Origin of the sequence: Streptomyces sp. NPDC059917 (genome assembly GCF_042730635.1) — a bacterium.
Lineage (GTDB): Bacteria > Actinomycetota > Actinomycetes > Streptomycetales > Streptomycetaceae > Streptomyces.
Genome location: NZ_JBHWLC010000009.1, coordinates 1 through 26,747, shown reverse-complemented (window position 1 = coordinate 26,747; position 26,747 = coordinate 1). Strand labels below are relative to the sequence as shown.

The following is a 26,747-nucleotide window of genomic DNA, read 5'->3' as shown; positions in this document are numbered from 1 at the left end:
GTCGGGGTCATGGGGCCTGTGGAGTTCATCGTCCTCGCCTTCCCGGAGGAGCAGCTGCGGGTGTCCGCGGTCGCGGCCGTGATGGGCCTGCGCAAGAGCGGGAACGTCCGGCTGATCGACGGGCTGGTGGCGACGAAGACGGCGGCGGGCGAGGTGCTGGCGGCGGAGTTCGACGAGTTCAAGGAGCTGCACGGGCTGCTGACCGGCCGGGAGGCGGCCCCGCTCATCGGGCCGGAGGACGTCCGCGAGGCGGCCGACCTGCTGGACCGCGGCAGCTGCGCGCTGCTGGTGCTGGTCGAGCACGTGTGGGCCGAGGACGCGGCGATCGCCGTACGGGCGGCGGGCGGCCGGATCGCGGGCTCGGTCCGCATCCCCGCGGACCGGATGCCGGACCGGATGCCGGACCGGATGCCGGACCGGATGCCCTCGGGCGGAACGGGAGCTGCGTGATGTTCATCCGACCGGTGCACGCGGCGGCGCGGCCCGCCGAACGGCCGCCGGGGCGGCCGCTGCTGCGGGGGCTGCTCGCCCGGGGCGCGTACGTCTGGGAGGGCGGCGAGCCCGGCCGCGGGGCGGCGGCCGCCGCCCCGCTGTCCCCGCGGGCCGCCGCCCTGGCCGGACGGCTGGAGCGGCTCGGCGCGTTGGCCCGGGAGGGCCTGCTGACCCCGGAGGAGTTCTCGGCGGCGAAGGCGCGCCTGCTGGAGGGCTAGGGGGGCCCTCCGACTCCCCGCCGCGTCCCGCCGCCCCCCTCCGGGGGCGCCTCAAACGCCGGCGGGGCTGGAATGCCTGAGCCCGCCGGTCCCTGGCCCTCCCTCCGGGGGCGCCTCAAACGCCGGCGGGGCTGGAGTTGCTCCGGTGGGGCTCCAATGCTTCCGGCGGGCTTGGAGTTGCTCCGGTGGGGCTGGAATGCCTCCGGTGGGGCTGGAGAAGGCAGCCTCGCCGGTGATTGAGGCGCCCCCGGAGGGGCGGGGAGGGGCCGGACGGGTGAGGGGGGCGACTCGGCCGACTCGGGTGGGGGATTTGTCATACCGGTCGTGGCACGATCACGCCCTCGGTTCCCCGGAGGTGATCCCATGTCACGTCGGCTGTTGCACGCCGCCTGCATCGCCGCGACCCTGGTCGCGACCGTCCCGCTGTCCGCCGCCGCCGCGCCCCCCGTCGGCCCCCCGGTCGGACCGCCCTCGGGCCCCGCGGCCGCACCCGAAGCCACCGAGGTCACCGAGACACCAGGCGCACCGGCCGCACCGGCCGTGGGCGGGCTGCTCACCCGGATGCAAGGGCTCTACCAGAAGGCCGAGGAGGCCGCCGAGGCCTACAACGCCACCGAAGTCGCCCTCACCGCGCGCCGCGCCGAGGAGCGGCGGCTCAGCGCCGACCTCGGCCGGGCCCGCACCGAGGTCGGCGCGCAGCAGGCGCTGGCCGGGCGCCTCGCCCGGGAGCAGTACCGGGGGGCCCGCGGCTTCTCCCCGTACGCCCGGATGCTGATGTCGGGCGACCCGAACAGCGCCCTGGACGAGCGCCGCCTGGCCGCGCACGAGGGCGCCCGCCGGGCCGGCGTACTGGCCCGGCTCGCGCAGGGCGAGGTGCGGGCCGGGACCCTGGCGGCGGCCGCCCGCAAGGCGCTGGACACCCAGCAGGCCCTGACCGCGGAGAGCAAGCGCCACAAGGACGAGGCCGCGGCGCAGCTCAAGGAGGTCGAGCGACTGCTGGCCTCGCTCACCGCCGGGCAGCTGGCCGAGCTCGCCGACCGGGAGCGCGGCGAGAGCGCCGAAGCGCAGCGGGAGCTGGTGGATTCGGGGCGCCTGGGCAGCCCCGGCGCGGTCGGCGCCCGTACGCCGAGCGCGGCGGGCGGCGCCGCGCTCGCCTATGCGAGCGAGCAGATCGGCAAGCCCTACGTGTGGGGCGGCGAGGGCCCCGCCTCCTTCGACTGCTCGGGGCTCACCTCGCAGGCCTGGGCGCACGCGGGGCGCTCGATCCCGCGCACCAGCCAGGAGCAGTGGGCGCGGCTCCCCAAGGTGCCGCTGGACCGGCTGCGCCCCGGGGACCTGGTGGTCTACTTCCCCAAGGCGACCCACGTGGCCCTCTACGTCGGGAACGGCAAGGTGATCCAGGCACCCCGCCCGGGAGCCGAGGTCAAGGTGTCGCCGATCGCCGCGAACCCGCTGCTGGGGGCGGTGCGGCCGGATCCCGACGGGGTCGCGCTGGCGTCGTACAGCCCGCCGCCGCTGCCCGAGAACACGGGGTCGGCGGCGGGGGACGACAGCGGCTACTCCGCCGAGGAGGCGCCGTCCGGGTCGGGCGAGGCCGCCGAGGCGACCTCCGCGAGGTAGTCCGCGGTGTCCTCGGGGTCGTAGAAGTAGGCGTCGAAGTCGGCCGGGTTGTCGAAGCCGTTGGCGAAGCGGTCCGCGACCGGCTGGAGCTTCCCCGCCGCGCCGATCAGCTCCAGCACGTGCTCCGGCGGCGCGCCCAGCATCGCGTTGGTCCACTGCGTGACCGGCTTGCCGGTGGTGAACCAGTACTTGTCGAAGGTGGCCTTCATCCAGGCCTCGTCGAAGGGCTTGTCCCCGTGCATGAGGATCGAGGAGAGGTACGAGGCCGCGCACTTGGCCGCCGAGTTGGAACCCTGTCCGGTGATCGGGTCGTTCGCCACGACCACGTCGGCGACGCCCAGCACCACCCCGCCGCCGGGCAGCCGGCCGATCGGGTTGCGGACGACCGGCGCGTAGCGGCCGGCCAGGGTGGCGCCCGCGTCCGTCAGCTCCACGTCCTCGGCCCGCGCGAACTCCCAGGGCGTGAACCGCTCCATCAGGTCCAGGGTGAGGGCGAGGTGCTTCGCCGGGTCCTTGATCCCGTCGAAGACGTCGAGCGGACCGCCCGGCAGCCCCTCCCAGAAGAGGATGTCGGCGCGCCCCGAGGTGGTCAGCGTGGGCATGAGGAACAGCTCGCCGACGCCCGGGACCAGGTTGCAGCGGACCGCCTCGGTCTGCGGGTGTTCGGGCCGCGGGGCCAGCCCGTGCACGTAGGAGACGGCGAGCGCGCGCTGCGGGGCGTCGTACGGGGAACGCGCCGCGTCCCGCCCGAACATGGAGACCAGCTCGCCCTTGCCCGCCGCGACGAGCACGAGGTCGTAGGTGCGGGAGAAGAAGTCCAGGTCGGCGATGGAGGCGCCGTGGATGACCAGCTGGCCGCCGCGCTGCACGAAGGCGTCCAGCCAGCCCGCCATCTTCACGCGCTGGTCCACGGACTGCGCGAAGCCCTTGAGCCGGCCGAGCCAGTCGATCGGGCGGGAGCCGTCGGGACCGGCGACCGAGACGCCGACGCCCTCGATCCGCGGGGCCAGGTCCTCCCAGGAGTTCAGCCCCAGGTCGCGCTCGTGCCGCAGCGCCGTGTCGAACATGCATTGCGTGGACATGACCCGGCCGCCCCGGATCTCGTCCGGCGTGCGGTTGGACATGAGGGTGACCTCGTACCCCTTGGCCTGGAGGCCGAGAGCGAGCTGGAGACCGGACTGCCCGGCTCCGACGATGAGTATCTTGCGCATGGCGGTGTCTCTCCGGGCGGTACGGGCGTAGATGCCGACGTGCGTACGGGCGGTACGCGGGGGGCTATTCGGGGGTCGCGTCCAGGGCGTGGCCCACGAGCGTCAGCAGGGACTCCACGACCGTGGCCCGGTCGCGCGCGTCCATGACCACGACGGGCACGGACGCGGCGATGGTCAGCGCCTCCCGCACGTCCTCGGGCTCGTAGGAGTCGGAACCCTCGAAGTGGTTGACGGCGACGGCGTACGGCAGCCCGCAGCTCTCGAAGTAGTCGAGGGCCGGGAAGCAGTCGCGCAGGCGGCGGGTGTCGGCGAGCACGATGCCGCCGATCGCCCCGCGCACGAGGTCGTCCCACATGAACCAGAAACGTTTCTGGCCGGGCGTCCCGTACACGTACAGCACCAGGTCGTCGTCGAGCGTGACCCGGCCGAAGTCCATCGCGACGGTGGTCGTGTCCTTGTCCGGGGTGCCCGTCAGGTCGTCCGTCGGCGCGCTCGCCTGGGTCATCACCGCCTCGGTGCGCAACGGAGTGATCTCCGAGACCGAGCCGACGAAGGTGGTCTTGCCCACGCCGAAGCCGCCCGCGACCAGCACCTTGACGGCGACGGGGGCGCGGGAGCGGTCGTACTGCCAGGGCTGGACGGGATCGTCCGCGGGATCCGCGGGAGCGGTCGGGTCAAAGACGGCGGAGCCCACTGAGCACCCTTTCGAGCAGCGCGCGGTCGGGGCGGCCGGTGCCGTGCCCGGTCCCGTAGACGCGGATCCTTCCCTGGTCGGCGAGGTCGCTGACGAGCACGCGGACCACGCCGAGCGGGAGCTTCAGCAGTGCGGATATCTCGGCGACCGTGCGCATGCGGCGGCACAGCTCGACGATCGCGCGCATCTCGGGCGTCTTGTCGGGCCGGGGCGGCGCGGCCTTGGTCCCGGGGTCGAGGGTCGCGACGAAGCTCTCGACGTGCAGGACCTGCGCGAAGCGGGTGCGCCCGCCGGTGAGCGAGTACGGGCGGACGCGGGCGGGGCGCCGGTCCGCGCCGCGTATCGGCAGCCGGTCGGTGGCCGGACTCCTCACGAGGTGTTCTCCATCGACTGGCGCAGCTCGCTGCGGACTTCGGGGGTCAGGACGTGGCCGGCGCGGCCGACGAAGAGCGCCATGTGGTAGGCGACGACGCTCATGTCGCAGTCGGGCGTGGCGTGCACGCCGAGCAGGGAGCCGTCGCTGATCGCGGTGACGAAGACGGAGCCGTGCTCCATCGCCACCATCGTCTGCTTGACGCCGCCGCCGTCCATCAGCTGGGCGGCGCCGGTGGTGAGGCTGCCGATCCCGGACACGATGGTCGCGAGGTCGGCGGTGGCTCCCCGCGGGCCCCGCAGGCGGGCCCCGGGCTCCGCTCCGTCGTCCCCGTCACCGGCGGTCGGGCCCGGTTCGGAGGAGAGCAGCAGCAGGCCGTCGGAGGATACGACGGCGACCGAGACGATGCCGGGCACCTCCTCGACCAGGTCGGTGAGCAGCCATTGCAGGTTGCGGGCCTGGGTGCTCAGTCCGTACGTACTGGGCGCGGTCATGTGCGTGCCTCCTGTGCGGTGTCCCCCGGATCTGTCTGGCCCTCGGCGTCCGCGAGTTCGGCCTCCACGACGCGCCGCCCGTCCCTGGACCCCTGGTAGAAACCGCCGAGGCGACGGCGGAGTTCCTCGGCGTCGACGCGCTTGGGTTCGCCTTCGCCGCCGGTCCCGGTCGCGGCGCCGGTCGCGGTGGCGGCACCCGCGGCCCGGCCGGGGGCGGCCACCGTGCGCGGGGTGCGCTTCGGCAGGCCCTTGTCGGTGACGGCCTCGTCGGTGAGGGCGGCGGGGTGACTGCCCTGCCGGGGCACCCAGTCGCCGTGTGCGTCGGGAGCCTGGGCGTGCCCGTGCTCCGCGCGGGTGACGGGCGTGAGGAGTTCCTGGCCGCCGGGCACCTTGCGCCCGGGCAGGTCGCCGCGGCGCGGCAGCGGGGCCGCGGGGGCGGCGCCTTCCGGTGCGGAGGGCACCACGCGGGCCAGCAGTTCCTCGGCGGGCTCCGGAGCCGGCTCCGGGTCCTCGGCCTGCGGCAGTACGGGCAGCCGGACTTCGAGCGTGCGCTCGGCGTCGGACAGCTCCGGCTCCGCCGCGGCGGCGTCCTGGTCGGGGGCCGGTTCGAGGACCGGCTCCGGGGACGGGTCGGGGGTCTTCTCGCTCAGCGGTACGACCGGGATCCACTCCCGCTCGCCCGCGTCGGCGGTCTCGTGCGAGGCGTCCCGGGCGTCCGTGGCGTCCGGCGCGTCCGTGGCGTCGGAGTGCGTCGCCTCCGGCGCGGGGGCCGGTACCGGTACGTCCTCGCCGCGCGGGCGCGCCGCCAGGACGTTGCCGTTGGCCTCGGCCACCACGCCGGGGAGGTCCAGGAAGGCGAAGCCCTCGGGGGCCGTCAGGTGCTGCACCGGGGAGGCCGGCGCGCCCACCGGCAGCAGCGCGGCCGGGACGACCACGAGGGCCTCCGTACCGCCGCCGCGCGAGGCGCGGAGCTCGGCGGTGACGCCGTGGCGCGCGGCGAGGCGTCCGGCCACGTACAGCCCCAGGCCCAGGCCGTGCTCCGCCTCGGGCTCCTCTTCGTATGCCTCCGGCGCGGACAGCCGGGAGTTGAGGGCGGCGAGCCGGTCCCCGCTGACCCCGATGCCCTCGTCGATGACGGACAGCACGGCGTCGCCGTTGTCGAGCAGCCATCCGGAGACCTTGACCTTGGCCTCGGGCGGCGAGAAGGTCGTCGCGTTCTCCAGCAGTTCCGCCAGCACGTGCGAGACGTCGTCGGCCGCGTGCCCCGCCACCTGGGTGGCACCCGGCAGCGCCGCGAGGTCGACCCGCTCGTAGCGCTCGATCTCGCTCACCGCGGCCCGCATGACGTCCACCAGCGGGACGGCGCCCGCGTGCCCGGGTCCGTGTTCCTGACCGGCGAGGACCAGCAGGTTCTCGTTGTGGCGGCGCATGACCGTCGCCAGGTGGTCCAGCTTGAAGAGGGTGGCGAGCTGGTCGGGGTCCTGCTCCTTGGACTCCAGCTCCTCGATGACCGCGAGCTGCCGCTCGACCAGGCCGAGGGTGCGCAGCGAGAGCGAGACGGAGGTCGTCGACATGATGCGCCGGTGCTCCTCCAGCCCCGCGCGCAGCCGGGCGAGCTCGTCCTCCAGGGCGCTGCGGCCGGTGCTCAGGGCCTCGTTGCGGCCGATGAGGCGGCGGCGGTCGGCGTCGAGCCCGGCGACCCGGGTGTGCAGGGAGACGGTCTGGTCGCGCACCGCGTTGAGGTGGCGGACCACCTCGGCGAACTCGTCGTTGCGCCCGGTGAAGCGGACCGGTTCCACCGATCCCTCCGGGGTCGCCAGCCGTGCGGCGCCGCGGCGCAGGACGGACAGCGGCCGGGTGAGGGAGCGCGCGACGGCGGTCGCGAAGACGACGGCGAAGAGGAACAGCGCGCCGAGGATCGCGATCGTCCGTTCGAGGGCCGTCACGTCGTCGTCGCGCAGCGCGGCCAGCGCGCTGGAACGCTCGCCCGCGAGGGTGGATTCGACGGTCCGCATCCGGTCTATGCGCGCCGACAGCGCGCTCCCCACGGCCTCGCCGTCGAGCTTGCGGTCGGCGGGGGTGAGGGTGGGCCGGTCGGTGAGCCGCTTGAGGTAGTCCTCGGCGCTCTTGACCTCGGGGCCGGTGACGGTCGCGGCGAGGGTCTGGCGCACGTCGGGCCGGGCGGCGCGCGCGAAGTCGTCGAGCGCGGCCAGCTCCCGCACCCGCGAACGCTGGGCGGCGGTGGCGAGTTCGTCGACGGCGGGGGCGTTCTGGGGCTGCTCGCCGCGCGGCACGGCCAGCGCCGCGAGCAGCAGCCCGCGGGTGGCCGAGGCCTGCTCGACGGCCTGGCCGAGGGGGGCGAGCGGACGCGTGGTGGCGAGTGCTCCGGCGGCGCGGGGCGGGGTCAGCTCGGCGAGCTGGGCGCTCGGCGCGGTCAGCTCCGCGAGCAGGGTCGAGTAGGCCTGGTGGGCCGCGAGGGCGCCGCCCTTGCCGCCGACGGCCTCGGCGCGCACGCCCTGGATCCGGCCCAGCGTCCGGGTGAGCGGTTCGTCGGCCGTCGCGCGCAGTTCGCCGGTCTGCCGGTCGGTGCCCGCGGCGCGTTCGTCGACGGCGGACCTGCCCGCGGGGCCCGCGGCGGGGCGCCCCTTGGCGACGTACTCGGTGACGGCGTCGCGCTCGTCGGCGAGCAGGTGCGTCAGGGTGAGCGTCTGCTGGGTCCGGTCGGCGAGGGTCACCAACTGCTGGGAGTCGTTCAGCTCGGAGGTGGCGGTGACCACCGCGGGGGCACCGGCCGCGAGGACGGTGAGCCCGGTGACGGCAACGCCCATGACCAGCCTGCGGCGCACCCGTACGGTGCGTCCCGCACGACCTGCCGCGGCGTGGCCGTCGGCAGGGGTGGCGGCGGTGCCGTTCTTCCGAGACGGCTTCTTCTGCACCGGTGCTCGCAATCCTGTACGTGTGCTCGTGCTCGTCTACTCGTGTGGCCGAGGTACCGGCCGGTCAACAAGTAAACGCCCCCTGCCCCCTCGTACCGCTTCAGACCTTCGCAGTGTGTTTGGGAGAGAGCCGCACATCGCTCACCCGGCCACTTGAACGAGTGAACAACACGGAGGAGTTGACGAACAACTCGGGCGGCCCCTCGTCAGGCCCGGTGTCTGGACAGACGGTTGAAAGATCCATGGGTGCTTGACAGGATGCCCGCCCACAGCTGCGCGGACCCTTGGATTCCGCCACTTTCGGACCATTCGGGCGGCCTTGGCCGCGCCGATCGGCCCTTCGCCCGCCGTCGCGGCGCCCCCGCCGCGACCCGGTGCGTTCAGCCGTCCGCGCCCCGACCGACCCTCGCCCGACCCCTGGTGGACCCCCGGCGGACCGGACATCCCGGGCAGACTGTCCCCATGCGCATCGACCTCTCCTCCGCCCCCGGCAACCCGGAACGCCCCAACGAGGACTGGCTGTCGGCCGCATTGCCCACGTCGGGCGGTGGTGGCGTGCTCGTCGCGCTGGACGGGGTCACGCCCCCGCGCGGTGACGTCGGCTGCGGGCACGGGGTGCCGTGGTTCGTGGCCCGGCTCGGCGGACATCTGACCGAACTGTCCGGATCGCGCGGGGACATGCCCCTCCAGGAGGTGCTCGCCGAGGCGATCCGCCGCACGGCCGACGCACACCGCGAAACCTGTGACCTTTCTCACGTCCGCACGCCACAGGCGACGGTGGTCGTGGTCCGCTGGCACGCGGAGCACGTCGAACACCTCGTGCTGTCCGACTCCGTGCTGCTGCTCCAAGGGCCGGAGGGCGGGGTGACGGCCGTGCTGGACGACCGGCTCGACCGGGTGCCCGCCGAGGTCCTGCGCTCGGAGGCCGCGACCGACGCACTGCGCAACGCGGACGCGCCGGGCGCCTTCTTCACCGCGGCCGCCGACCCGTCGGTGGCCGCCCGGGCGGTCACCGGCCGCACCCCGCGCGCCCGGGTGGTGGCGCTGGCCGCGCTGACGGACGGCGCGAGCCGTTGGACGGACACCTTCGGGGCGGGCGACTGGGCCGACTGCATGGCGGTGCTGCGCAAGGAGGGCGCGGGGGCGCTGATCGACCGGGTCCGCGCGCTGGAATCCGCGGCGGCGGCCGCGGGCGGTCCGGGGGTCCGGTCGAAGGTCCACGACGACGCGACGGCGGCCTACGCGGAGCTGTGAGCCCGATCGGCGCCGGGGGCCCGCGCGGAGCTGTGGGCCCGAGCGGCGCCGGGGGCCCGGTCGGTACGGGCCCGCGGGCGGGTCACTCGGCCTCGGCGCCCTGGTTCAGCTGGTTGAGCAGCCGGGCCAGCTCCGCGACCTCGCCGCGGTCCCAGTCCGCGAGCTTGCGCATGTACTGCTCGCGGCGGGCGTAGCGGACCCGTAGGAAGCGCTCCCGGCCCTCGCGGGTGAGGTCGACCAGGAAGGCGCGGCCGTCGGCCGGGTCCTGCTCGCGGGCCACCAGCCCGAGGGTCTCCAGGGCGCGCAGCTGGCGGCTCATGGTCGCCTTGCCGACGCCGAAGTAGACGGCGAGGTCGGTGGCCCGCTGGCGGCCGGCCGCCTCGAGCCGGGTGAGCAGACCGTACGCCGCCGGTTCCAGCTCCGGGTGCAGTGCCCGGGCCATCTCGCCGGAGGAGGCGCGCGCCCTCCGGAGGAAGACGGACAGCTCCCGCTCCAACGCGAGGAACTCCTGGTCTTCGCTCCCGTGCACGTACCGCTCCCATCGATGGTGTGGAACACCAGTATCGAGCAGCGGGTCGCGCGACGGCCCGGGACCCCGCCGCAGCGGGACCCCGGGCCGTCCGCCCGGTCAGGCGGCGACGACCACCGGCTCCGCCGCGGCCGACAGGGCCAGCTCAAGCACCTGGCGCACGTCCGTCACCGGGTGCACCTCCAGCCGCTCCAGGACCTCGGCCGGTACGTCGTCCAGGTCCGCCTCGTTCCGCTTCGGGATGATCACGGTGGTGATCCCGGCGCGGTGCGCGGCCAGCAGCTTCTGCTTGACCCCGCCGATCGGCAGGACCCGCCCGGTCAGCGACACCTCACCGGTCATCGCCACGTCCGTGCGCACCTGGCGGCCCGAGAGCAGCGAGGCCAGCGCCGTGGTCATGGTGATGCCCGCGCTCGGGCCGTCCTTGGGGACCGCGCCCGCCGGGAAGTGGATGTGCACGCCCCGGTCCTTGAGGTCGGCGACCGGGAGTTCCAGCTCAGCGCCGTGCGAGCGCAGGAAGCTGAGCGCGATCTGCGCCGACTCCTTCATCACGTCGCCGAGCTGGCCGGTCAGGGTGAGCCCCGCGGCCCCGGTCTCCGGATCGGCCAGCGAGGCCTCCACGAAGAGGACGTCGCCGCCCGCGCCGGTCACGGCGAGGCCGGTGGCCACGCCGGGGACGGCGGTGCGCCGCTCGGCCGGGTCCTGGCCCGCCTCGGGCACGTGGTGCGGGCGCCCGATCAGGCCCCGCAGGTCCTGCGCGCCGATCCGGAAGGGGAGTTCGCGCTCGCCCAGTTCGTGCTGGGAGGCCACCTTGCGCAGCAGCCGCGCGATGGACCGCTCCAGGGTGCGCACGCCCGCCTCGCGGGTGTACTCGCCCGCCAGCTTGCGCAGCGCGTCCTCGCCGAGGGTGACCTCCTCGGCCGCCAGTCCGGCCCGCTCCAGCTGCCGGGGCAGCAGGTGGTCCCGGGCGATGACGACCTTCTCGTCCTCGGTGTAGCCGTCCAGCCGGACCAGCTCCATGCGGTCCGCCAGCGCCTCCGGGATCGCCTCCAGCACGTTGGCGGTGGCGAGGAAGACCACGTCGCTGAGGTCCAGTTCGACCTCCAGGTAGTGGTCCCGGAAGGTGTGGTTCTGGGCCGGGTCCAGGACCTCCAGCAGCGCCGCCGCCGGGTCGCCCCGGTAGTCGGAGCCCACCTTGTCGATCTCGTCCAGGAGCACCACCGGGTTCATCGACCCGGCCTCCTTGATGGCCCGCACGATCCGGCCGGGGAGCGCCCCGACGTACGTCCGCCGGTGTCCGCGGACCTCGGCCTCGTCCCGTACGCCGCCCAGCGCGACCCGGACGAACTTGCGCCCCATGGCGTGCGCCACGGACTCGCCGAGCGAGGTCTTGCCGACCCCGGGCGGCCCGACCAGGGCCAGCACCGCCCCGCCGCGACGGCCCCCGACGACGCCCATCCCGCGCTCGGAGCGGCGCTTGCGCACGGCCAGGTACTCCGTGATGCGGTCCTTCACGTCGCTCAGCCCGGCGTGCTCGGCGTCGAGGATCGCGCGGGCGCCCTGGATGTCGTACTCGTCCTCGGTCCGCTCGTTCCAGGGCAGTTCCAGCACGGTGTCCAGCCAGGTGCGGATCCAGGAGCCCTCGGGCGACTGGTCGCTCGCCCGCTCCAGCTTCTCGACCTCCTTGAGGGCCGCCTCGCGGACGTTCTCGGGGAGGTCCGCCTCCTCGACGCGGACGCGGTAGTCGTCGGACTCCTCGCCCTCCTTCTCGCCGTTCAGCTCGCGCAGTTCCTTGCGCACGGCCTCCAGCTGACGGCGCAGCAGGAACTCGCGCTGCTGCTTGTCGACGCCTTCCTGCACGTCCTTGGCGATGGACTCGGCCACGTCCTGCTCGGCGAGGTGGTCGCTGAGCATCTTGACGGCGAGCCGCAGGCGGGCGACGGCGTCGGCCGTCTCCAGCAGCTGGAGCTTCTGCTCCAGGGTCAGGAAGGGCGAGTAGCCGGAGTTGTCGGCGAGGGCGGAGACGCCCTCGATCTGCTGCACCCGGTCCACGACCTGCCAGGCGCCGCGCTTCTTGAGCCAGCTGGTGGCGAGCGCCTTGTACTCCTTGACCAGCTCGGCGACGGCGCCGGGCAGCGGCTCCGGCACCTGCTCGTCCACCGTCTCGCCCTCCACCCACAGGGCGGCGCCGGGCCCGGTGGTACCGGCCCCGATCCGGACCCGGCCGCGGCCCCGGATCAGGGCCCCGGGATCCCCGTCGGACAGCCGCCCCACCTGCTCGACGGTGCCCAGCACGCCGGTCCCGGCGTACTTCCCGTCGACCCGCGGTACGAGCAGCACCCGTGGCTTCCCGGTACCGGCGGCGGCCTGGGCCGCTTCCACGGCACCGCGCACCTCCGAGTCGGACAGGTCCAGCGGAACGACCATCCCCGGCAGCACGACCTCGTCGTCAAGCGGCAGCACGGGCAGAGTGAGCGTTACGGACGTCGAAGCCATGATTTTCCCTCCGGCAGCGAAGTTGAGCTATGCCGACTCAATGCTTGTGCGCCGCCCAATGTTCCCCAACCGCCGTTCGCCCGGGGCGAACGCGTCCGGCCCCCCTCGGACCCGGGGCCGATGTCAGTGGTGGGTCCTACCCTTCGCGCATGAGCATCCTCGGGAGCTACGTCCGGCTGACCGTCGACGAGCTGGAGCGCGCCCGGCGCGACCCGGCCTGGGTCGAGGCGCTCGGGTCGGGCGGGGCGCGCGGGGAGCGCTGGTGCAGTGCCGGCACGGCCTGGGACGCCCTCGGGTTCCTGACCCGGCGCATCGGTTTCCCCGTCGACATCGCGCACGGCGAGGAGGCGCTCCCCTGGAGCGGGGTGCCGGGGGCCGGGGCGGGGGCGTGGAGCTACGGGCCGCCGCGCTGCCTGACGCCCGGGCAGGTGCGGACCGCCGCCGCGGCCATGGCGGCGACGGACGGCGACCGGCTGGTGGGCGGCGTCGGCCCGGCCGACCTGGCCCGGGCCGACGTCTACCCGGTGCACGCCTGGGAGGGCGGGGCCTCGCTGGAGGGCGTCGTGGCCCGCTACGAAGAGCTGCTGCCCTTCTTCCGCGCCGCGGCGGCGGACGGTGACGCGCTGCTGGTGTGGCTGTCGTAGTCGCCGTGGTCGCCGTGGTCGCCGTGGTCGCCGTAGTCGCTAGGACGTGATCTTCACGTCGCCCGAGCTGGTCGTCACGGTCAGGCGCGCCGTGGACGCCGGGTCCGTCGGGACGCCCACCTCGCGGTCGCCGGAGCTGGTGGTCACGCCGACCCGGTAGGGGCCACCGGGCACGCGCAGGGTCACGTTCCCCGAGCTGGCCTGCGCCGTCACCGAGGAGGGCGCCCGCGTGAAGTCGAGCCGGGCGTCGCCGGAGCTGGAACTCACCTCGGCGGACGGCCCGCCCAGTGCCGTACCGGTGATGTCGCCGGAGGAGGTCGAGACGCGCAACGGCCCGGCGATCCGGTCGGCCCGTACGGATCCGGAACTCGCCTCCAGGTCGGCCTCCGCCACGCCCGTCACCTTGAGGGAGCCGCTGCTCGTGCCCAGCTTCACCTTGGCCGTGGCCGGTACCTCCAGGCGGTAGTCGACGTAGCAGGAGGTGCCGTCGCCGCAGTCGTCGGTGAAGGTGAGGGCCCCGGCGGAGACCCGCTGGTCGGGGCGGGGCACGGTGTCGCCGCGGTAGTGGACCGTGCGGTGGACGGCGACGCCGGGGCCGGTGCCGGGAACCACCTCGATGGAGCCCCTGCGCGCGTTCTTGATCTCCACCGAGGTGACGGCCTCGGCGACGGTGGCGTCGGCGGCCGCGGTCTTCGTCGTCTTCTGGTCCCCGCCGGCGAGGAGGTCGGGGGTGCAGCCGGAGACGAGCAGGCCCGCGGTGAGGGCGGCGAGGGCCGTGACCGGCAGGGTGAGGGCGCGGCGTGAAGTCATGCCACCAGTCTGGCGACCCGGCCCCGCCCGATCGATGGCGCTGCTACCCGTCCCGAGGTAGTGCTAGCACCACCCCCGCCTCCGGCGAGCGTCCTCAATCGCCGGACGGGCTGGAATCGGCCGGGACGACGTCCAAGCCGGTCCGGCGACGCCAACGCCGGTCCCGTGCCCACCGGAAGCGGGCTGGAATCGGCCGGGCTCACGCGCGACGACGCCAACGCCGGCCCCGTGCCCACCGGAAGCGGGCCGGAAGCGGCAAGGGTGACGTCTACGCCGGTCCCGTGGTCACCGGGAGCGGGCCGGGGGTGCCCCACTCGCTCCAGGACCCGTCGTACACGCCCGGATCGGCGTACCCCGCCAACACCGCCCCCAGCGCGAGCACACAGGCCGTGACCCCGGACCCGCAGCTGACGTACAGCCGCTCCCGATCCCCCGCCACCCGCCGCAAGGCCACCCGCAGCTCCGCCTCCGGCAGCATCGCCCCGCCCCGCTGGAGCTCGCCGAAGGGCAGGTTGAGCGCGCCCGGCATGTGCCCCCCGCGCAGCCCGGCCCGGGGTTCGGGTGCCGTGCCGGCGAAGCGTTCGCGCGTCCGGGCGTCCAGGACCACCGCACCCGCCGGATCCGCGAGGGCCGCGGCGACGGCGGCGCTGTCCACGATCAGCCCGGGCCGGGGCCGGGCGGTGAAGCTCCCCCGGGGCCCGTCGTACCCGGCGGGCACCTCCTCGACCGGCAGCCCGGCCGCCTCCCAGGCGGGCAGTCCGCCGTCGAGCACCGCGGCCCGGTCGAAGCCCATCGCCCGCAGCATCCACCAGGCGCGGGCGCTGGAGTAGATCCCCGCGCCGTCGTAGACCACCACGGCGCTGCTGTCGTCGATCCCGAGGTCCCGTACCGCTTCGGCGAAGGCCTCGGGGCCGGGCATGGCGTGCGGGGCGGGGGCGGTGTGGTCCGAGAAGTCGCCGTCGAGGTCGAAGGGGCGCGCCCCCGCGATCCGCCGGGGCGCCCCGCGGTGGGCCCCGACGGAGGCGTCCACCACGACGAGCCCGTCCTCCCCGAGGAGTTCGGCGAGTCGTCGCACGCCGATCAGAGGGTGGTCGAAGGGGGAACTGACCGTCACTGCGGGCCTCCTGGTAGGCGGGGTCCCCCATCCTGCCCAACCGGGCCCCGAGGTGGCTACGAGCAGCCGCCCGGGCGGGCGAAGACGGCCAGGCGGGCGCCGTGGACGGGGACGATACGGCAGAGGTCGAAGTGCGCGGCCAGGGCCTGCCGCTTGACCGCCTCGCGCGGGTACGGGTCCACCGGTTCGCCCACCGGATCGAGGACCGCGAGGACCCGGGGGGCGGCGAGCAGCCGGGCGCGCAGCGGCGCATCCGGCAGCTCGGTGCCCCACAGGGTGCGCGAGTGCGCCGGCGACCGGTCGAGGGCCACGTCGTCCAGCGACCCGTACACCCCGGGCGAGGACAGCAGCCATTCGCGCCGCCGGGCCGGCATGAAGAGCACCGCGTCCCCCGGGCGGGCCTCGGCCCGGACGGCCGCCGCGACGGCGAGGACGTCGTCCTTGCGGCTCTCGGGCGTGCGCAGCCACGCCGACCAGAAGCCGAGGGGCACCAGCAGCGCGGCCGCCACCACCCAGGCGACCCAGCCCCCCGCCGCCAGCCGCGCCCCCGCGAGCAGGGCGAGTCCGGCGAGGGCGTAGAGGACGTACCGGTCGACGTACAGCGGGTGCACCAGCGAGACGACGAGCAGCAGTCCGGGCGGTACGAGCGTCAGGGGCAGCGCGACCCGTACGAGAGCCCGGTCCGGGATCCCCCGCGCGAGCAGCAGCGCCGCGCCCGCGACCACGGCGTACGCGGCCCAGTCGGCCGGTTTCGGGCGGCCGAGCCAGCCGAGCTGCTGCTGCGCCTGCCCCGCGCTCAGCAGCACCAGCGGGGCGAGCGCGAGCGCCACGGCCGCGACGCTCCACCGCCAGGCCCGCGAGCGCCACGCCACGAAGCCGTGCGCGAGCACGGCCAGTACGGCGAACTCGTGCAGCCAGCAGCCGAGCGCGAGCACCACGGCGTAGGCCGCCCAGCGCTCGCGCACGAGGAAGTACGTCGCCCAGATCACGGCGGCCGCGACCAGCGCGTACGAGCGGCCCTCCTGGGCGTACATCTGCACCGGGGGCGCCACCGCGTAGGCCGCTCCCGCGAGCAGCGCGGCCCGCTCCCCGGCCAGCCGGTGCGCGAGCGCCGCGACTCCGGCGGCGGCGAGGACGGTGGCGGCGACGGACGGCAGTCGCAGCGCCCACGGCCCGCCGTCCCACAGCGCGAAGACGCCGTGCATCAGCAGGTAGTAGAGGCCGTGGACGGCGTCGACCTGCCCGAGCAGGCCGGTGAGCTGCCCCAGGCCCCGGTGGGCGACCTGGTAGGTCACCGACTCGTCGCGCCACATGGAGCCGCCGCGCGGCAGCTCCCACAGGCCGAGGGCGAGCGCGAGCAGCGGAGGCAGCCAGCGCCACGCTCCGGGCCACGGCCGGAACCAGGCGGTGTTGCGGCTGATGGTGTGCCTCCGGGTGACGTGCGGGCGCGGTACCTCCATACTCGGGGGCGACCCGAGTCCTCACGGAGGTGGGGTGTGCGAACGTACCGAACGGCGGCCGCGTCGGCCGTCGGCGCGCTGACCGTCGTCCTCGTCCTCGCTCTCAGCGGCTGCACGTCCACCGGACCGGCCGGACCCGCCCCCGGGCCGGGGTCCAGCTCCCCCGCTCCCACCCCCACCGCCGCTCCGGGCACCAGCGGCACCGGCGGCTCCGGCAGCGCCCCCACCGCCGCGCCGTCCGCCCCCGGCACGCCCACCGGCCGCGCCACCCCGAGCAGCTCGGCGCGACAGCTGCTGCGCGTCACCCGCAGCGGGGGCTTCGCCGGGCGCAGCAGCACCCTGGAGGTCCGGGACGACGGGTCGTGGACCCTCCTGGACGGCTCGGCGAAGCAGGTGGGCGCGGGGAAGCTGACGGGCGCCCGCCTCGACGGGCTGCGCGCCGCCGTCCGGCAGGTCGACTTCGCCCACCCGCCGCCGAAGGCCACGGGCGGGGGGACGGTGTACGACGGCTTCACCTACGCCTTCGCCCACGACGGCCACGAGGTGGTCGCGGCCGACGGCGCGATCCCGCCGTCCCTGCGGAAGGTCCTGGACGCCCTGCCGTCCTTCGACCCGAGCTGACCCGGTCCCGGCGGGGGTCCGCTAGGGCGTGACGTACGGCGCCAGGCCCGTGCCGGTGGTCGAGATGCCGCGCAGCAGCCGGTCCAGGAAGGCGTGCAGCAGGGCGGGCATGTCCACGGCCTGGGGGGCCAGGATCCACTGGATCTGGAGGCCGTCCATGACGGCCAGGGTCTCGCGGCCGGCCGCCTCGCAGTCGGTGTCGGCGCGCAGCTCCCCGCACGCGGCGCCCGCTTCCAGCAGGGCGACGGTCCGGCCGAGCACCCGGGAGTAGCGCTCGGTGAAGTACGCGTGCGCGGGGTGGCCCGGGTTGCCCGATTCGCCGACGAGGGTCTGGAACATCCGGACGATGCCGGGCCGCCGGGTGTTGTCGGCGGCGAGGGCCACGACGGTGGCGAAGTAACGGGCCACCGCCCCCTCGTCCGCGGCTGCGGCGCCCCCGTCACGGCCGCCGGGCGGGTCCGTGAAGAGCCGTTCCACGTCGTGCCGCTCGCTCTGGGCGAGGACGCACAGCAGCAGGTCCTCCTTGCCCCGGAAGTGGTGCAGCAGCCCGCCCTGGGTGATCCCGCAGTCGTTGGCGATGCGGGCGAGGGAGGAGGCGTGGAAGCCCCACCGCGCGAAGTGGTCCACGGCGGTGTCGAGGATCTTCTGGCGCCGCGCGTCGCCCACGGCGTAGCTGCCCCGGGCCGCGGCGGCCCCGCCCCCGCCCTTGCGGACCGTGCGCCCCTGCTCCCGTGCTGCTGCTGCCATGCCGACCACCCTAGGGGGTGTCCACGAAGCCCCGGGCGGCAGTGATCCAGGTCACTTCCGAATACCTAGTGGGTACAAGGTTTTTGCGCTTGGCTGGGAGCGTCCGCCCGCCTCCCAGCCCACACCGGAGTACCCCGTGCCGCTCCCCCAGGCCCCTCAGGACCCCCACCAGCACCCGTACCAGGACGCCGGCCTGCCCGTCGAGCGGCGCGTCGAGGACCTGCTCTCCCGGATGACCCTGGAGGAGAAGGCGGGCCAGCTCTTCCACTCGATGCTGATGATGAACGCCGACGGCACGCCCGTCACGGACACCGACGGCTCGATGCTCCCGCACACCACGCCCGAGCTGATCGGCGAGCGGCTGCTGACCCACTTCAACCTGCTGGGCACCTACGGCGCCCGCGAGATGGCGCTGTGGCAGAACTCCGTCCAGGAGATGGCCGCGGCCACCCGCCTCGGCATCCCGGTCACCCTCTCCACCGACCCGCGACACGCCTTCACCGACAACATCGGCGCCTCCTTCAACTCCGGCGCCTTCTCCGCCTGGCCCGAGGCCCTCGGCCTCGCCGCGATCGGCGACCCCGAGCTGGTGCGCGCCTTCGCCGACACCGTGCGCCGCGAGTACCTCTCCGTGGGCTTCCGGGTCGCCCTGCACCCGCAGATCGACCTGGCCACCGAGCCCCGCTGGGCCCGCCAGACGGGCACCTTCGGCTCGGACGCCGAGCTGACCGGCGAGCTGGTGCGGGCGTACGTGCGCGGCCTCCAGGGCGAGCGCCTGGGCGCGCAGTCGGTCTCCGCCATGGTCAAGCACTTCCCCGGCGGCGGCCCGCAGAAGGACGGCGAGGACCCGCACTTCGCCCACGGCAAGGAGCAGGTCTACCCGGGCGGGATGCGCGAGCACCACCTGGAGCCCTTCAAGGCGGCGATCGCGGCCGGGTGCGCGCAGATGATGCCGTACTACGGCCAGCCGATCGGGACGGACTGGGAGGAGGTGGGCTTCGGCTTCAACAAGGGCGTCGTCACCGGCCTGCTGCGCGAGGAGCTCGGCTTCGAGGGGATCGTCTGCACCGACTGGGGGCTGCTCACCGACTCGGTGATCTTCGGCGAGGTCCACCCGGCGCGCGCCTGGGGCCTGGAGCACCTGTCCGTCGCCGAGCGGGCGGCGCGGTCCCTGGAGGCGGGCGCGGACCAGTTCGGCGGGGAGCAGTGCCCGGAGGTCGTCGTGGAGCTGGTGCGCTCCGGGCGGATCGCCGAGTCCCGGATCGACGACTCCGTACGGCGCCTGCTGCGGGAGAAGTTCGTCCTCGGCCTGTTCGAGAACCCGTACGTCGACCCCGACCTCGCCGAGGCCACGGTCGGCCGGGCCGATTTCACGGCGCTCGGCGCGGCGGCCCAGCGGCGCTCCCTGACCGTCCTGACCAACCGGGACTCCTTCCTGCCGCTGTCCGGCCGGCCGAAGCTGTACGTCGAGAACGTGGACCCGGCGGTGGCGGCGGCGTACGGGGACGTGGTCGCCGACCCGGCCGGGGCAGACCTGGCGGTGCTGCGGCTGCGCACGCCGTACGAACCCCGCGAGAACGTGTTCGAGTCCTTCTTCCACTCCGGCTCGCTGGCCTTCCCGGAGCCGGAGCTGGCCGGGATCCTCGGCCTGCTCGACACCGTGCCCACGCTGGTGTGCGTCAACCTGGAGCGGGCCGCCGTACTCCCGGAGATCGCGGAGCGGGCCGCGGCGCTGGTCGCGGACTACGGCGCGGCCGACGCGGCGCTGCTGGACGTGGCCTTCGGTCGGGCCGAGGCGCAGGGGCGGCTGCCGTTCGAACTGCCGCGGTCGATGGCCGCCGTGGCCGCGTCCCGCCCGGACGTGCCGAACGACACGCTGGACCCCGTCTTCCCCGCGGGCCACGGCCTGCGCCTGCCGGGCGCCTCCCCCGACGGGGGCTGACCGCGACCTGACGGATCCGGCGGGTCGCCCGGACCCGATCCCGGAACGGACGGACCTGACGAACGGCGCCCCGCCGGTGGAACCCCCACCGGCGGGGCTTCGTTGTGGGATCGAGTGACCGTCCGGTCACGGAGAGGATCCGCCCGTGTCAGCCTTCGTCTCCCCCACCGCCTCCGCCACCGCCACCGTCTCCCCCGACGCCACCGCTCCCGACGCCTCCCCCGTCACGATCGACCGCCGCCAGGGCCCGTACGGCGAGGTCGTCCTGCGGCGCCGCGGCGGGACGTACGAGATCATCGCCAACGGCTGCTTCCTCATGGACACCTCCGACGGGCGCTCCGAGCGCCTGCTCGTCGACGCCGCCCGGCTCGCCCTGGCCCGTTCCCCCGGGGCGGCCGAGGCCGTGGCGGGGGCGGCGCGCCCGGCCCTGCTCATCGGCGGGCTCGGGGTCGGCTTCTCGCTGGCCCACGCCGCCGCCGGGGCCGACTGGGGGCGGATCAGCGTGGTCGAGCGCGAGGAGGCGGTCATCGACTGGCACCGCGGCGGGCCGCTCGGCGCGATCTCGGGGCAGGCCCTGGCGGACCCGCGGGTCGAGATCGTCCGGGCGGATCTGATCGCACATCTGCTCGACCCCGCTTCCGGGCCCTACGACGCCCTCTGCCTGGACATCGACAACGGCCCCGACTGGACCGTCGACGAGGACAACCGCGGGCTCTACGCCCCGGCCGGACTGGCGGCCTGCCGGGCCCGGTTGACCCCGGGCGGGGTGCTCGCCGTATGGTCCGCACAACCGTCCGCCCTGTTCGAAGGAGCCTTGCGGAATGCCGGATTCAGCTCGGTACGGACGGAAGAGGTGCCGGTTGCCCGAGGTGTCCCGGACGTCGTCCACCTCGCCCTGAACCCCTCGTAGCCGAGGCCCTGCGCCTCCTCTACGCTGCACCCCAACACGCGGGATCTTCACGGGTCCCCCGTCGGACTATCCGGGGCGGGACATGGATCAGACACACACCACCCACAACGGGGCCGCGGCGTCACCCGCCACCCCCGGCGCACAGCGGCGGGTGCTCGTCGTCGAGGACGACCGCACGATCGCCGAGGCCATCGCCGCCCGGCTGCGCGCCGAGGGGTTCCAGGTGCAGACCGCCGCGGACGGGCCCTCCGCCGTCGCGGCCGCCGAGAGCTGGCTGCCGGAGCTGCTCGTGCTCGACGTGATGCTGCCCGGCTTCGACGGCCTGGAGGTCTGTCGGCGGGTCCAGGCCCAGCGGCCGGTGCCGGTCCTGATGCTCACCGCGCGCGACGACGAGACGGACCTGCTGGTCGGCCTCGGGGTCGGCGCCGACGACTACATGACCAAGCCGTTCTCGATGCGCGAGCTGGCCGCCCGGGCGCACGTCCTGCTGCGCCGCGTGGAGCGGGCGACGATCGCCGCCCACGCCCCGCGCGGCTCCACGCTGCGCCTCGGCGACCTGGAGATCGACCACGCGCAGCGCAGGGTCCGGGTCCAGGCGGAGGACGTGCACCTGACACCGACCGAGTTCGACCTGCTGGTCTGCCTCGCGGGCACCCCGCGCGCGGTGCTCTCGCGGGAACAGCTGCTGGCGGAGGTCTGGGACTGGGCGGACGCCTCCGGGACCCGCACGGTCGACAGCCACATCAAGGCCCTGCGCCGCAAGATCGGCGCCGAGCGGATCCGTACGGTCCACGGCGTCGGGTACGCCCTGGAGACCCCGGCGCAGCCGTGAGCGGGCGGCTGCCCGGGCCCGGGTTGCGGCCCTACTCGCCGTTCTCGATCAAGACCAAGCTGGGCACCCTGGTGGTGGTCTCGGTCTTCATCACCACGGGCCTGCTGATGGTGGCCATGCGCACGGCGACCGAGGTCCGCTTCATCACGGTCTTCTCGGTGATCGCCTCGATGCTGATCACCCAGTTCGTGGCGCACAGCCTGACCGCGCCGCTGGACGAGATGACCACCGTGGCCAAGGCGATCTCCCACGGCGACTTCACCCGCCGGGTGCGCGGCTCCGGCCGGCGCGACGAGCTGGGCGACCTCGCCGCGACGATCAACCTGATGGCCGACGACCTGGAGGCGGTGGACCGCCACCGCAAGGAGCTCGTCGCCAACGTCTCCCACGAGCTGCGCACCCCCATCGCGGCCCTGCGCGCGGTGCTGGAGAACGTGGTGGACGGGGTCTCGGCCGCGGACCCCGAGACGATGCGCACGGCGCTCAAGCAGACGGAGCGGCTCGGGCGGCTCGTGGAGACCCTGCTCGACCTGTCCCGGGTGGACAACGGGGTGGTCCCGCTCAAGGCCCGCAGCTTCGAGGTCTGGCCGTACCTGTCGGGCGTCCTGAAGGAATCGGGCCTGGCGGCGGCCGGCCGGCCGGGGCTGAGCACCGGTTCCGGCGGGCACACCCGCAACGACGTCCACCTGCACCTGGACGTCTTCCCGCCCGACCTGGCGGCCCACGCGGACGCCGAGCGGCTCCACCAGGTCGTGGCGAACCTGATCGACAACGCGGTCAAGCACAGTCCGCCGCACGGCCGGGTCACGGTCCGGGCACGGTCCGCCGAGGGGCCGGGGAGCCTGGCGCTGGAGGTGATCGACGAGGGCCCGGGCATTCCGGAGTCGGAGCGGCTGCGGGTCTTCGAGCGCTTCAACCGGGGCAGCGCCCGGGGCGGCGACGGCGGCACGGGACTCGGCCTGGCGATCGCCCGCTGGGCCGTCGGCCTGCACGGAGGCCACATCGGGGTGGCCGAATCTCCTCGTGGTTGCCGGATCCTTGTCACACTTCCGGGCAGCTCGTAGGTCGCGTGTTGACGTAGGGTTCGAGTGGGAAGGACATGATCTCGGCCACACCGGCCCGGGGTCCGTCAGGGGTGCGAAGCCAGGGGGCCGCAACCACGGTGACCCCTACCCGAACCACGCTTGTTTCCCGCCATTCCAACCGGCGAAACCCGCCGTTCGATGTGACCTGCACGACGGATGTCCCGCCCGGTCTGCATCTGACCGCCGGGGAGGCGTAGCCTTTATTCCCGCTGTCCATACCTTGTGAAGCGGAAGAGGGCGGTTGCCGCCGTGTCGCCACAGTCCCCCAGTAACTCGAGCACCACGACCGAATCAGCAGAGAGCGGGAAGAACCCTGCCTCAGGCTTCGGCGCGAATGAGTGGCTCGTCGACGAGATCTATCAGCAGTACCTCCAGGACCCGAATTCGGTAGACCGGGCCTGGTGGGACTTCTTCGCCGACTACAAGCCTGGTGGCGTGGCCGCCGCGGCTAAGGCGGAAGAGCCCCAGAAGTCCCCGACGACGGACGGCGCCTCCGCACAGGCCGCCCCCGCCGCCGTGGCCCCGCAGGCCGCCGACGCCGCCACGGGGGCGGCGCTCGCCGCGCCGACCCCCGCCGCCGCGCCCACGCCCGTGTCAGCTCCTGCCCCTGCTCCTGCCACCCCCTCTGGTGCCCCTGCTGTGACTGTCACCTCCCAGGCCCCGGCCGCCGCACCGGCCGCGCCCTCCGCTCCGGCAGCCGCTCCGGCCGCCGCCCCCTCCGCTCCCGCCGCCGCCAAGGCCGCGCCCGCCGCCGAGGCCCCCGCGGGCCCCGAGCTGGTGACGCTCCGCGGCCCCGCCGCGGCGGTGGTCAAGAACATGAACGCCTCGCTGGAGGTGCCGACGGCCACGTCCGTCCGCGCCGTCCCGGTGAAGCTGCTGTTCGACAACCGCATCGTCATCAACAACCACCTCAAGCGCGCCCGGGGCGGGAAGATCTCCTTCACCCACCTCATCGGCTACGCGATGGTGCAGGCCATCAAGGCCATGCCGTCCATGAACTACTCCTTCGCGGAGAAGGACGGCAAGCCGACCCTGGTCAAGCCGGAGCACGTGAACTTCGGCCTCGCGATCGACCTGGTGAAGCCGAACGGCGACCGCCAGCTCGTCGTCGCCGGCATCAAGAAGGCCGAGACCCTCAACTTCTTCGAGTTCTGGCAGGCCTACGAGGACATCGTCCGCCGGGCCCGCATCGGCAAGCTGACGATGGACGACTTCACCGGCGTCACCGTCTCGCTGACCAACCCCGGCGGCCTGGGCACCGTCCACTCCGTGCCCCGCCTGATGCCCGGACAGTCGGTCATCATGGGCGTCGGCTCCATGGACTACCCCGCCGAGTTCCAGGGCACCTCGCAGGACACCCTGAACAAGCTGGGCATCTCCAAGGTCATGACCCTGACCTCGACCTACGACCACCGGGTCATCCAGGGCGCGGCCTCCGGCGAGTTCCTGCGCGTCGTCGCGAACATGCTGCTCGGCGAGAGCGGCTTCTACGACGACGTCTTCGAGGCGCTGCGCATCCCGTACGAGCCGGTCCGCTGGCTCCGGGACATCGACGCCTCGCACGACGACGACGTCACGAAGGCCGCCCGCGTCTTCGAGCTGATCCACTCCTACCGGGTCCGCGGCCACGTCATGGCCGACACCGACCCGCTGGAGTACAAGCAGCGCAAGCACCCCGACCTCGACATCACCGAGCACGGCCTCACCCTGTGGGACCTGGAGCGCGAGTTCGCGGTCGGCGGCTTCTCCGGCAAGTCGATGATGAAGCTCCGCGACATCCTCGGCGTCCTGCGCGACTCGTACTGCCGCACCACCGGCGTCGAGTTCATGCACATCCAGGACCCGAAGCAGCGCCGCTGGATCCAGGACCGCATCGAGCGCCCGCACACCAAGCCGGAGCGCGAGGAGCAGCTGCGCATCCTGCGCCGGCTGAACGCGGCCGAGGCCTTCGAGACCTTCCTGCAGACGAAGTACGTCGGCCAGAAGCGCTTCTCCCTGGAGGGCGGCGAGTCGGTCATCCCGCTGCTCGACGCCGTCATCGACTCGGCCGCCGAGGCCCGCCTCGAAGAGGTCGCGATCGGCATGGCCCACCGCGGCCGCCTGAACGTCCTCGCGAACATCGTGGGCAAGTCGTACGCGCAGATCTTCCGCGAGTTCGAGGGCAACCTCGACCCGAAGTCGATGCACGGCTCCGGCGACGTCAAGTACCACCTGGGCGCCAACGGCACCTTCACCGGCCTGGACGGCGAGCAGATCAAGGTCTCGCTGGTCGCCAACCCCTCGCACCTGGAGGCGGTGGACCCGGTCCTGGAGGGCGTCGTCCGCGCCAAGCAGGACATCATCAACAAGGGCGGCACGGACTTCACCGTCCTGCCCGTCGCCCTGCACGGCGACGCGGCCTTCGCGGGCCAGGGCGTCGTCGCCGAGACGCTGAACATGTCGCAGCTGCGCGGTTACCGCACCGGCGGCACCGTCCACGTCGTGATCAACAACCAGGTCGGCTTCACCGCCGCCCCGGAGTCCTCGCGCTCGTCGATGTACGCGACCGACGTGGCCCGCATGATCGAGGCGCCGATCTTCCACGTGAACGGCGACGACCCGGAGGCCGTGGTCCGCATCGGCCGCCTGGCCTTCGAGTTCCGCCAGGCGTTCAACAAGGACGTGGTCATCGACCTCATCTGCTACCGCCGCCGCGGTCACAACGAGTCCGACAACCCGGCCTTCACGCAGCCGCTGATGTACGACCTGATCGACAAGAAGCGCTCGGTGCGCAAGCTCTACACCGAGTCCCTCATCGGTCGCGGCGACATCACCCTGGAAGAGGCCGAGCAGGCGCTCCAGGACTTCCAGGGCCAGCTGGAGAAGGTCTTCGCGGAGGTCCGCGAGGCCGCCACGCAGCCCGCGGTCGCCCCCGTGGCGCCCGCCCAGGTGGCCCAGGAGTTCCCGGTCACCGTGAACACGGCCATCTCGCAGGACGTCGTCAAGCGGATCGCCGAGTCCCAGGTCACCATCCCCGAGGGCGTCACCGTCCACCCGCGTCTGCTGCCGCAGCTGCAGCGCCGCGCCGCGATGATCGACGAGGGCACCATCGACTGGGGCATGGGCGAGACCCTGGCCTTCGGTTCGCTGCTGATGGAGGGCACCCCGGTCCGGCTGTCCGGCCAGGACTCCCGCCGCGGCACCTTCGGTCAGCGGCACGCGGTCCTCATCGACCGGGAGACGGGCGAGGACTACACCCCCCTCCTGTACCTGTCGGACGAGCAGGCCCGCTACAACGTCTACGACTCGCTGCTCTCCGAGTACGCGGCCATGGGCTTCGAGTACGGCTACTCGCTGGCCCGTCCGGACGCGCTGGTCCTCTGGGAGGCCCAGTTCGGTGACTTCGTCAACGGCGCGCAGACCGTCGTCGACGAGTTCATCTCCTCCGCGGAACAGAAGTGGGGCCAGACCTCCGGCGTCACGCTGCTCCTCCCGCACGGCTACGAGGGCCAGGGCCCGGACCACTCGTCCGCGCGTCCCGAGCGCTTCCTCCAGATGTGCGCGCAGGACAACATGACGGTCGCGATGCCGACCCTGCCGTCGAACTACTTCCACCTGCTGCGCTGGCAGGTCCACAACCCGCACCACAAGCCGCTCATCGTCTTCACCCCGAAGTCGATGCTGCGTCTGAAGGCCGCGGCGTCGAAGGCGGAGGAGTTCACCACCGGCGGCTTCCGCCCGGTCATCGGCGACTCCACCGTGGACCCGAACGCGGTCCGCAAGGTCGTCTTCTGCGCGGGCAAGGTCTACTACGACCTCGAGGCCGAGCGGGAGAAGCGCGGCATCACGGACACCGCGATCATCCGCATCGAGCGGCTCTACCCGCTCCCGGGTGCGGAGCTCCAGGCCGAGATCGCCAAGTTCCCGAACGCGGCGAAGTACATCTGGGCCCAGGAGGAGCCGGCGAACCAGGGTGCGTGGCCGTTCATCGCGCTGAACCTGATCGACCACCTGGACCTGGCCGTCGGCGCCGAGGTCCCGGCGGGCGAGCGCCTGCGCCGCATCTCGCGTCCGCACGGCTCGTCCCCGGCCGTCGGCTCCGCCAAGCGCCACCAGGCGGAGCAGCAGCAGCTGGTCAACGAGGTCTTCGAGGCCTAGTCGCTGCCGCTGAGCCCCACCAAGGAAGGCCCGACCCCCCAGGGGGCCGGGCCTTCCGGCATCCCCGAGCCCCACCACCCCCAGCCCCGCCGGGCCACCTCCAGCCTCGCCGGCGTTTGAGGCGCGGG

At 73.9% G+C, this 26,747-nt stretch carries 22 protein-coding genes; 11 read left to right on the top strand and 11 right to left on the bottom strand.

Translation table 11 applies throughout. The features are described from left to right. Nucleotides 1-9: 9 nt before the first annotated feature. From ACFWAR_RS07800 to ACFWAR_RS07790, 3 genes are all read left to right on the top strand, one after another. Nucleotides 10-450, top strand: coding sequence for a DUF6325 family protein (locus tag ACFWAR_RS07800; protein WP_385774214.1), 441 nt, complete (start codon nucleotides 10-12; stop codon nucleotides 448-450). Further along, nucleotides 450-710, top strand: coding sequence for an SHOCT domain-containing protein (locus ACFWAR_RS07795; protein WP_385774212.1), 261 nt, complete (start codon nucleotides 450-452; stop codon nucleotides 708-710). The genes ACFWAR_RS07800 and ACFWAR_RS07795 overlap by 1 nt, the downstream gene beginning before the upstream one ends. A 363-nt stretch (nucleotides 711-1,073) precedes the next feature. Then, complete coding sequence (locus tag ACFWAR_RS07790) at nucleotides 1,074-2,330, top strand: NlpC/P60 family protein (RefSeq protein WP_385774209.1); 1,257 nt, start codon at nucleotides 1,074-1,076, stop codon at nucleotides 2,328-2,330. Here ACFWAR_RS07790 and ACFWAR_RS07785 read toward each other — a convergent pair. The 5 genes from ACFWAR_RS07785 to ACFWAR_RS07765 all read right to left on the bottom strand — a co-directional run bounded on the left by ACFWAR_RS07785 (nucleotide 2,267) and on the right by ACFWAR_RS07765 (nucleotide 8,038). Then, nucleotides 2,267-3,541, bottom strand: coding sequence for a styrene monooxygenase/indole monooxygenase family protein (locus ACFWAR_RS07785; protein WP_385774207.1), 1,275 nt, complete (start codon nucleotides 3,539-3,541; stop codon nucleotides 2,267-2,269). The two genes, ACFWAR_RS07790 and ACFWAR_RS07785, sit on opposite strands and share 64 nt — an antisense overlap. Nucleotides 3,542-3,605: 64 nt before the next feature. Next, nucleotides 3,606-4,235, bottom strand: a complete 630-nt coding sequence (locus ACFWAR_RS07780) for an ATP/GTP-binding protein (protein ID WP_385774205.1) — start codon at nucleotides 4,233-4,235, stop codon at nucleotides 3,606-3,608. Then, nucleotides 4,216-4,608, bottom strand: a complete 393-nt coding sequence (locus tag ACFWAR_RS07775; RefSeq protein WP_385774203.1) for a DUF742 domain-containing protein — start codon at nucleotides 4,606-4,608, stop codon at nucleotides 4,216-4,218. The genes ACFWAR_RS07780 and ACFWAR_RS07775 overlap by 20 nt, the downstream gene beginning before the upstream one ends. After that, entirely contained in the window at nucleotides 4,605-5,102 is a 498-nt protein-coding gene (locus ACFWAR_RS07770; RefSeq protein ID WP_385774201.1) for a roadblock/LC7 domain-containing protein, read from the bottom strand. Before ACFWAR_RS07770 ends, ACFWAR_RS07775 begins: the two co-directional genes overlap by 4 nt. After that, the gene (locus ACFWAR_RS07765) at nucleotides 5,099-8,038 is read right to left on the bottom strand and encodes a nitrate- and nitrite sensing domain-containing protein (RefSeq protein WP_385774199.1); all 2,940 of its coding nucleotides are present in this window, start codon (nucleotides 8,036-8,038) and stop codon (nucleotides 5,099-5,101) included. Before ACFWAR_RS07765 ends, ACFWAR_RS07770 begins: the two co-directional genes overlap by 4 nt. Before the next feature lie 462 nt (nucleotides 8,039-8,500). Here ACFWAR_RS07765 and ACFWAR_RS07760 point away from each other — a divergent pair, with 462 nt between their 5' ends. Next, complete coding sequence (locus ACFWAR_RS07760) at nucleotides 8,501-9,292, top strand: hypothetical protein (RefSeq protein ID WP_385774197.1); 792 nt, start codon at nucleotides 8,501-8,503, stop codon at nucleotides 9,290-9,292. An 82-nt stretch (nucleotides 9,293-9,374) separates the two neighbouring features. Here the strand turns inward: ACFWAR_RS07760 and ACFWAR_RS07755 are convergent, their stop codons facing one another. Continuing rightward, the gene (locus tag ACFWAR_RS07755; protein WP_385774195.1) at nucleotides 9,375-9,821 is read right to left on the bottom strand and encodes a MarR family winged helix-turn-helix transcriptional regulator; all 447 of its coding nucleotides are present in this window, start codon (nucleotides 9,819-9,821) and stop codon (nucleotides 9,375-9,377) included. 99 nt (nucleotides 9,822-9,920) lie between these two features. Next, nucleotides 9,921-12,317 carry an endopeptidase La gene (lon, locus tag ACFWAR_RS07750; protein ID WP_385774193.1) on the bottom strand — a complete coding sequence of 799 codons (2,397 nt, stop codon included), beginning with the start codon at nucleotides 12,315-12,317 and terminating at the stop codon, nucleotides 9,921-9,923. Nucleotides 12,318-12,466: 149 nt separating this feature from the next. Between lon and ACFWAR_RS07745 the strand changes: the two genes are divergently transcribed. After that, entirely contained in the window at nucleotides 12,467-12,961 is a 495-nt protein-coding gene (locus ACFWAR_RS07745; RefSeq protein ID WP_385774191.1) for a DUF1877 family protein, read from the top strand. Nucleotides 12,962-13,000: 39 nt separating this feature from the next. Here ACFWAR_RS07745 and ACFWAR_RS07740 read toward each other — a convergent pair whose 3' ends face one another. The 3 genes from ACFWAR_RS07740 to ACFWAR_RS07730 all read right to left on the bottom strand — a co-directional run bounded on the left by ACFWAR_RS07740 (nucleotide 13,001) and on the right by ACFWAR_RS07730 (nucleotide 16,345). Then, nucleotides 13,001-13,771 (bottom strand): DUF4097 domain-containing protein, encoded by a 771-nt coding sequence (locus ACFWAR_RS07740; protein ID WP_385774189.1) that lies wholly within the window; start codon nucleotides 13,769-13,771, stop codon nucleotides 13,001-13,003. 268 nt (nucleotides 13,772-14,039) lie between these two features. Beyond that, on the bottom strand, nucleotides 14,040-14,885 hold the full coding sequence (locus ACFWAR_RS07735) for a sulfurtransferase (protein WP_385774187.1): 846 nt from the start codon (nucleotides 14,883-14,885) through the stop codon (nucleotides 14,040-14,042). A gap of 56 nt (nucleotides 14,886-14,941) precedes the next feature. Continuing rightward, entirely contained in the window at nucleotides 14,942-16,345 is a 1,404-nt protein-coding gene (locus tag ACFWAR_RS07730) for a glycosyltransferase family 39 protein (protein WP_385774185.1), read from the bottom strand. Nucleotides 16,346-16,381: 36 nt separating this feature from the next. Here ACFWAR_RS07730 and ACFWAR_RS07725 point away from each other — a divergent pair, with 36 nt between their 5' ends. Beyond that, the gene (locus tag ACFWAR_RS07725) at nucleotides 16,382-16,966 is read left to right on the top strand and encodes a hypothetical protein (protein WP_385774183.1); all 585 of its coding nucleotides are present in this window, start codon (nucleotides 16,382-16,384) and stop codon (nucleotides 16,964-16,966) included. 21 nt (nucleotides 16,967-16,987) lie between these two features. Here the strand turns inward: ACFWAR_RS07725 and ACFWAR_RS07720 are convergent, their stop codons facing one another. Further along, the gene (locus tag ACFWAR_RS07720) at nucleotides 16,988-17,713 is read right to left on the bottom strand and encodes a TetR/AcrR family transcriptional regulator (RefSeq protein WP_385774181.1); all 726 of its coding nucleotides are present in this window, start codon (nucleotides 17,711-17,713) and stop codon (nucleotides 16,988-16,990) included. A 136-nt stretch (nucleotides 17,714-17,849) separates the two neighbouring features. On the opposite strand from ACFWAR_RS07720, the gene ACFWAR_RS07715 reads away from it, so the two are divergent. From ACFWAR_RS07715 to ACFWAR_RS07695, 5 genes are all read left to right on the top strand, one after another. Then, entirely contained in the window at nucleotides 17,850-19,655 is a 1,806-nt protein-coding gene (locus tag ACFWAR_RS07715) for a glycoside hydrolase family 3 protein (protein ID WP_385774179.1), read from the top strand. A 145-nt stretch (nucleotides 19,656-19,800) separates the two neighbouring features. After that, complete coding sequence (locus ACFWAR_RS07710) at nucleotides 19,801-20,565, top strand: spermidine synthase (protein WP_385774177.1); 765 nt, start codon at nucleotides 19,801-19,803, stop codon at nucleotides 20,563-20,565. 82 nt (nucleotides 20,566-20,647) lie between these two features. Then, nucleotides 20,648-21,397: a response regulator transcription factor gene (locus ACFWAR_RS07705; RefSeq protein ID WP_354382789.1), complete on the top strand. Its 750-nt coding sequence runs from the start codon at nucleotides 20,648-20,650 to the stop codon at nucleotides 21,395-21,397. Next, nucleotides 21,394-22,461 carry an ATP-binding protein gene (locus ACFWAR_RS07700; RefSeq protein ID WP_385774175.1) on the top strand — a complete coding sequence of 356 codons (1,068 nt, stop codon included), beginning with the start codon at nucleotides 21,394-21,396 and terminating at the stop codon, nucleotides 22,459-22,461. Before ACFWAR_RS07705 ends, ACFWAR_RS07700 begins: the two co-directional genes overlap by 4 nt. A 270-nt stretch (nucleotides 22,462-22,731) precedes the next feature. After that, the gene (locus tag ACFWAR_RS07695) at nucleotides 22,732-26,619 is read left to right on the top strand and encodes a multifunctional oxoglutarate decarboxylase/oxoglutarate dehydrogenase thiamine pyrophosphate-binding subunit/dihydrolipoyllysine-residue succinyltransferase subunit (RefSeq protein ID WP_385774172.1); all 3,888 of its coding nucleotides are present in this window, start codon (nucleotides 22,732-22,734) and stop codon (nucleotides 26,617-26,619) included. Nucleotides 26,620-26,747 lie beyond the last annotated feature (128 nt).

What these genes read in the sequence shown, in the direction of transcription:
- lon (WP_385774193.1), bottom strand. Translation starts at nt 12,317, where the DNA reads ATGGCTTCGACGTCCGTAACGCTCACTCTGCCCGTGCTGCCGCTTGAC.
- ACFWAR_RS07720 (WP_385774181.1), bottom strand. Translation starts at nt 17,713, where the DNA reads ATGGCAGCAGCAGCACGGGAGCAGGGGCGCACGGTCCGCAAGGGCGGG.
- ACFWAR_RS07760 (WP_385774197.1), top strand. Translation starts at nt 8,501, where the DNA reads ATGCGCATCGACCTCTCCTCCGCCCCCGGCAACCCGGAACGCCCCAAC.
- ACFWAR_RS07795 (WP_385774212.1), top strand. Translation starts at nt 450, where the DNA reads ATGTTCATCCGACCGGTGCACGCGGCGGCGCGGCCCGCCGAACGGCCG.
- ACFWAR_RS07730 (WP_385774185.1), bottom strand. Translation starts at nt 16,345, where the DNA reads ATGGAGGTACCGCGCCCGCACGTCACCCGGAGGCACACCATCAGCCGC.
- ACFWAR_RS07740 (WP_385774189.1), bottom strand. Translation starts at nt 13,771, where the DNA reads ATGACTTCACGCCGCGCCCTCACCCTGCCGGTCACGGCCCTCGCCGCC.
- ACFWAR_RS07790 (WP_385774209.1), top strand. Translation starts at nt 1,074, where the DNA reads ATGTCACGTCGGCTGTTGCACGCCGCCTGCATCGCCGCGACCCTGGTC.
- ACFWAR_RS07770 (WP_385774201.1), bottom strand. Translation starts at nt 5,102, where the DNA reads ATGACCGCGCCCAGTACGTACGGACTGAGCACCCAGGCCCGCAACCTG.
- ACFWAR_RS07800 (WP_385774214.1), top strand. Translation starts at nt 10, where the DNA reads ATGGGGCCTGTGGAGTTCATCGTCCTCGCCTTCCCGGAGGAGCAGCTG.
- ACFWAR_RS07745 (WP_385774191.1), top strand. Translation starts at nt 12,467, where the DNA reads ATGAGCATCCTCGGGAGCTACGTCCGGCTGACCGTCGACGAGCTGGAG.
- ACFWAR_RS07785 (WP_385774207.1), bottom strand. Translation starts at nt 3,541, where the DNA reads ATGCGCAAGATACTCATCGTCGGAGCCGGGCAGTCCGGTCTCCAGCTC.
- ACFWAR_RS07705 (WP_354382789.1), top strand. Translation starts at nt 20,648, where the DNA reads ATGGATCAGACACACACCACCCACAACGGGGCCGCGGCGTCACCCGCC.